Below are 5,003 nucleotides of genomic sequence, written 5' to 3' on the forward strand. Positions count from 1 at the left end.
CGGCGACTCCCCCCACGACGGAAAGCACGCCTTCGCCTGAACCTTTCGGCAGGCCCCATATCGCGCCGGATGAGTTCCCGCCGTCCAATGTGCCGATCGGAATCCCGTCCGGTTCACAGCCGGAGATCGGATGACCGCCGACACGAAGCTCCCGCCGCCCGGCGTCGCCCGGGCGAGGGGACCGCCGGGGACGTGCGAGTACGAGGCATCCTGCGCGCACGCCATCTGCGACGCGCGCACCACCGCGGCGAACGGGTCGGTGCCATCGACCGTCCGGGCTATCTCCCTGACGATCCGGTCGTGCTCCCGATGCACCCCAAGCCCTTGGATGCCGAGCGACGTCTCGATGGCGTGCGCGCAGGATGCCTCGTACTCGCACGTCCCCGGCGGTCCCCTCGCCAGGGCGACGCCGGGCGGCGGGAGCTTCGTGTCGGCGGTCATCCGATCTCCGGCGGTGAACCGGACGGGATGCCGAGCGGCTCATTGGACGGCGGGACCTCATCCGGCTCGTAATCGGGCATGCCGAAAGGTTCAGGCGAAGGCGTACTGTCGGGCTGGGGGGGATGCGCCGGACCTGGATTTGGAAACGTCGGGTCGGGTCGCTCGGGAGATATCGGGTTGGCCATGAGGGATTCCTCGTCACGGGTGGCGGAGGTGATGGGTACGATGGGCTCAGCCCATGAAGCGCCAAGCTTCCTCGGACCGTGCCTCCTTCTCGGCTGCCGCCTCGGGCCGAAGGCCGACCTCGTCGATCCGGGCCTTCTCGGAATGGTCCAGGGCGAGGTCCCGCTCCTTTGCGGCGGCGGCGGTCTCGCCCTTGGCGAGGTGCCTAGCCGAATGCCGGTAATGGGCGGCCGCCCTGTCATGCTGGTGCGCCGCCTCCTCGCACGCCTGGGCCATCTTGCTCATCGGCATCGTCGTTCTCCCTGAGTCGGTGTCGGGAAGCTGCGCCCGGACGTCCGTCAGCCTCGGACCTGTGACTGCGCCATGTCACGGTCCCAGGTGGTTCGGGCGGCCTCACGTGCGGCGCGGGCGGCGTTCGCGGTGGCCGTTGCGGCCTTGACGATGGCGGCTCGTGCGTTCGATGCCGTGCGCCGGACGGCGGCCATGTTCGAGCGAAGCGAAACCTCGACGGCATCCTGCGATTTCCGCACCGCGGCCTGCGTCGCCTCGACCGACTTCCGCGCCGAATCTGCGGCCTTGCGCATCGAGGCGTTCGCCGAGACCCCCGCCGCCCTATTGGCCTCCGCGATCTTTGTCTCGGCACGCGTCGCGGCGTCCGCGGCGTCGGTAACGAGCTTCCCGATCATGTCAGCGGATTGCTTCGGGGCGTCGTTCACCGCCGCCTTCGAGGCCTGCAGAGCGAGCCGGGCAGCCTCACGGGCCGCATCGGCGGCCTGACTGGCCTCTCGCCCTGCCTCGCGCATCGTCGTGGCGGCATCACCGGGTGGGGACGCCGGCACAGGCGCCTGCGCCTGCGCGGTCGTCATCATCGACAGGGCGAGGAGCGCAGCCGTCAGGGCGGTGGTGGTTCGCATGGCAAAAAATCCGTTCGTGGGGTCAAGGGCGGTCGGCAGGCGGAACCTGCCGTTGATTTTGGCCGTCTCAGTCGGTCTGCGGCGTCTTCGCGGCGGCGCTCCAATAGGCGTCGGCCTTCGCGGTCTGCTGGGCGAACGGCTCCGCCTTCGTGAAGCGCCCCTCGGTGATCCGGGGAGCCTTGTCCATGGCGTCCTTGCTCGTCTGCAGAACCAGGATGTTCAGGTTCGGCGTGACCTTGAACTGGTCCCACGGCACGGCGACGTGGCGTTCGCCGAGGCCGAAGACGCCGCCGCGGGCGATGACGAGGTAGGCGATCTTGCCGTCCTCGGACCCCATGACGATGTCGTCGACGCTGCCGAGCGCGATGTTGCCCGGGGTTCGCACCTCGCTCCCGAGCAGGTCGTCCGAGCGGAAGGCGGCGACCCGCGTCACGACTGGCTGCGCCAGCGAAAGCTCCTGCTTGCGGAAGCCCAGGGCGTTCGCGACCCGCAGGTCACGGCCCTGCATGTCGGTCTTGTACGCCTCGTAGCTGGACCGGATCTGGACGAGCACGTCCTCGCACGGCTGCTGCCTGCCATGGCGCGCGAGGATGTCGGCGGCCGAGAGGAGTACCCGGACCTCGTATCCGGGGCGGGCGTTCGCGTACCCCATCATCGCGGATGCCGCCCCCATGGCCATGCCGGCGTTCCCGGTCATGCCGCCGAACCAGTAGCCGCCGAGGGGATAACCGTAGCCGTAGCCGGACCCGCCCAGCCAGTAGCCATCCTTTTCCATCTGCGCGTCGAACGCCTTGAGGTGGTCGAGGCAGACCTGGGCCGGCCTGGCGTCCGTATCCGCCACGGAGCTTGCCTGCGGCTCCTCCGCTGCCTTGAGCGGGACCGTCAGGCAAAGCGATAGGACCGCCCCGAGGGCGATGGATCTGGCTGGTTGTTGCATGTTCGTGTTCCGGGATGTCGGGCGCCCAAAGACTGCTCGCTCCGTCCATCCCCCTGGTTTGACCCGTCGGCTCCCTCGATGCTTTGTCCTGGATCAAGGCCGCCCCAAGTCGGTCCGTGCTTCCTTCCGGCCATCGATTCCTAGGCTCAAGGACGGAGCACCGACATGAACGTGGCCAGCATCATGGTTTCCGTGGACCTCGGTCCCGCCGCGGCGGACCGTGTCCAGCTCGCGTCCTCGCTCGCCGGCCGGTTCGATGCGGAACTCATCGGCGTGGCCGCGCGCCAGGTCACGCCGCCGCCCCACTCCACGAGCGTCTACGCAGCCCTTCAGGTGACCGACGTCGAGGTGGCCAATGCGGGGCGTGACCTGGAGCAGGCACGGGCGATCTTCGACCGCAACGTCGAGGGGCTGACCCGAACCGGTTGGCGCTCGGATCTAGCCGATCCCTCGACCTATCTCGCCGGACAGGCCAGGGCTGCGGACGTGGTGGTGGTCGGTCGCTGGGGCGCCCGGGATCCCGAGCCCGGCCCGATGGGCGTCCTTCCAGGACCGTTCGTCGTGGAGGCCGGGCGTCCGGTGCTCGTCGCCCCGCCCGGGATCGAGACGTTGCGCAGCGGACGCGTCGTCGTCGCCTGGAAGGACACGCTGGAGGCGCGCCGTGCCGTCCTCCACGCCCTCCCGTTCCTCGAACGCTCGGAGCGGGTGCTCGTCATCGGGGTCGGCGGCGAGACGGATACCCAAGGGCTGGACGACGTTGCGGCCTACCTTTCCCGTCATGGCCTCGAAGTCACGACGCACCGCGAGGTCGTGGACGACGCCGGCACGGGAGAGGCGATCCTGCGGTTCGTCGCACGTGAGGATGCGGACCTGCTCGTCATGGGCGCCTACGGGCATTCGAGGCTGCGCGAGTGGATGTTCGGCGGCGTCACCCGCGACATCCTTCGGAACGCCCCCGTTTGCTGCCTGATGAGCAACTGACTGGAACCCCCGGCCGGTGGTCGCACGTCCCGCCGGAGCCCCCGAACACCCGCAGCCCGCCATAGCTCGCCTCGGCGGAGTCCGGCGGCACACGGTGATCCCGTCCGCATCACGTGCCGACGGCACGCACGTCCTCCTCGTTCGCGCCCGGGGGTTGGAGGACGTGGGCGAGCGCCTGGAGGCTTTCCGTGATGTGCGTGAGCACCGTCCGTATCCTGGGGGTGTCGCGGTTGTCCTTGTGGACCAGCAGGAGGATGTCGGCGCTGGGCGGTTCCGTCGGCACGTCCATCCGGATCAGCCTGGGCTCCTCGTCGCCGCGGAACCGGGCGAGGCAGGCCAGCCCGCCGCCGTTGGCGGCCGCCAGCACGGCGGCCTCGTGGCTGCTCGTCTGCAGGACGACGCGCGACCGTGAGGCCATCTCGGTCAGCCAGGCCGACTGCGTCATCTCCTGGCTGTCCTCCATCTGGGTGATCAAGTGGTGGTCCGGGCAGCCGTCTTCGAAGTTCAGGTCGCCGCGCTCCTTGATGTAGTCCGACGTGGCGTAGAGGCCGAAGGCGATGCCGCCGATGCGCCGGACCACGAGGTCGTTCTGCTCGGGCTGCCGCATGCGGACCGAGATGTCCGCCTCGCGCATCGCCAGGCTCAGTTCCCGCGGGTTGGGAATGAGCTCGATCATGATGTCAGGGTGCCGGGAATGCAGGCCGGCGAAGCTCGGGGCGAGGAGGTGCGCGGCCATCGTCTCGGCGCATGTCACCCGAACCAGCCCCCGCAGGTGGCTGTCGCGCCCGGTGACGTCCCGCTCCAACGCGAGGGCCTCGGTCTCCAGGCTCTCGGCCTTCCGACGGACCTCTTCGCCTGCAAGCGTCGGCACGTAGCCTTCCGGGGTGCGGTTGAGCAGGCGGACGGAAAGCGTCGCCTCCAACGAGTTGAGGCGCCGCCCGACGGTCGATTGGGAGACGTGGAGCACCTTGGCGGCCGCCGAGAGGCTGCCGTGCCGCGACAATGCCAGGAAAAACCTCAGATCATCCCAGTCCAGCATTCGGCATACCTCGTCAATTCCGCAGTCCTCGTCGTCATATTTGGTTGCCGCCGGGAACGCCGAAGAGCCTAAACTAGAAATCGTGCATCACCTATTCGGGAATGCACGCCGGATAATTAGGGCGGATAATCTCGCCAGCAAAACAAACGACGGAAATATTCATGGTCAAGCCACCACCGACTCCCGATATCCCACCGTCCCTGGGGGGCAAACGCGCGCTCGATTTCGTCGTCGTGCAGGCCAAGGCCGACCCGAGCGCCGTGCGCACCCTGCGCTGCCGCACGGAGGCGCAGGGTCGGCTGAGCCAGCTCAACTACATCCGAGACCTGCCGCCGCAGCCGGTGATGGAGAACGAGCCCGAGGGCATCCTCGGCGCGGCGGCGGGGCCCTACGCCTCCGAGGCCCTGCTCGCCGCCCTGGGGTCGTGCCTCTCCATCGGCATCAACTCCAATGCCCTGGCCGGGGGCATCGCGATCCGCCTTCCGCAGCCGAGCGTCGCTGCCGTCAT

At 68.9% G+C, this 5,003-nt stretch carries 6 protein-coding genes and 1 pseudogene; 2 read left to right on the plus strand and 5 right to left on the minus strand.

Annotation, left to right across the window (positions count from 1 at the left end; all coding sequences use genetic code 11):
• The 4 genes from MKK58_RS00005 to MKK58_RS00020 all read right to left on the minus strand — a co-directional run.
• A partial coding sequence (locus tag MKK58_RS00005; RefSeq protein WP_243910180.1) for a hypothetical protein occupies positions 1-441 on the minus strand: 441 nt, incomplete at its 3' end.
• A 231-nt stretch (positions 442-672) separates the two neighbouring features.
• The gene (locus MKK58_RS00010; RefSeq protein ID WP_243910181.1) at positions 673-915 is read right to left on the minus strand and encodes a hypothetical protein; all 243 of its coding nucleotides are present in this window, start codon (positions 913-915) and stop codon (positions 673-675) included.
• A gap of 47 nt (positions 916-962) precedes the next feature.
• Complete coding sequence (locus tag MKK58_RS00015) at positions 963-1,538, minus strand: hypothetical protein (protein WP_243910182.1); 576 nt, start codon at positions 1,536-1,538, stop codon at positions 963-965.
• Positions 1,539-1,605: 67 nt separating this feature from the next.
• Positions 1,606-2,475: a PRC-barrel domain-containing protein gene (locus tag MKK58_RS00020; RefSeq protein WP_243910183.1), complete on the minus strand. Its 870-nt coding sequence runs from the start codon at positions 2,473-2,475 to the stop codon at positions 1,606-1,608.
• Between the two features lie 165 nt (positions 2,476-2,640).
• On the opposite strand from MKK58_RS00020, the gene MKK58_RS00025 reads away from it, so the two are divergent.
• Entirely contained in the window at positions 2,641-3,456 is an 816-nt protein-coding gene (locus MKK58_RS00025) for a universal stress protein (protein WP_243910184.1), read from the plus strand.
• Positions 3,457-3,565: 109 nt separating this feature from the next.
• On the opposite strand, the gene MKK58_RS00030 is transcribed toward MKK58_RS00025, so the two are convergent.
• Complete coding sequence (locus MKK58_RS00030; RefSeq protein ID WP_243910185.1) at positions 3,566-4,495, minus strand: LysR family transcriptional regulator; 930 nt, start codon at positions 4,493-4,495, stop codon at positions 3,566-3,568.
• Positions 4,496-4,656: 161 nt separating this feature from the next.
• Between MKK58_RS00030 and MKK58_RS00035 the strand changes: the two are divergent.
• Positions 4,657-5,003: pseudogene (locus MKK58_RS00035) on the plus strand (hypothetical protein); the annotation flags it as partial.

It is taken from the genome of Methylobacterium sp. J-078, assembly GCF_022829285.1.
Taxonomy (GTDB): Bacteria; Pseudomonadota; Alphaproteobacteria; order Rhizobiales; family Beijerinckiaceae; genus Methylobacterium.

Excerpts from the sequence above, each read along its gene's own strand:
- MKK58_RS00025 (WP_243910184.1), top strand. The coding sequence starts at position 2,641 with ATGAACGTGGCCAGCATCATGGTTTCCGTGGACCTCGGTCCCGCCGCG.
- MKK58_RS00030 (WP_243910185.1), bottom strand. The coding sequence starts at position 4,495 with ATGCTGGACTGGGATGATCTGAGGTTTTTCCTGGCATTGTCGCGGCAC.
- MKK58_RS00015 (WP_243910182.1), bottom strand. The coding sequence starts at position 1,538 with ATGCGAACCACCACCGCCCTGACGGCTGCGCTCCTCGCCCTGTCGATG.
- MKK58_RS00010 (WP_243910181.1), bottom strand. The coding sequence starts at position 915 with ATGCCGATGAGCAAGATGGCCCAGGCGTGCGAGGAGGCGGCGCACCAG.
- MKK58_RS00020 (WP_243910183.1), bottom strand. The coding sequence starts at position 2,475 with ATGCAACAACCAGCCAGATCCATCGCCCTCGGGGCGGTCCTATCGCTT.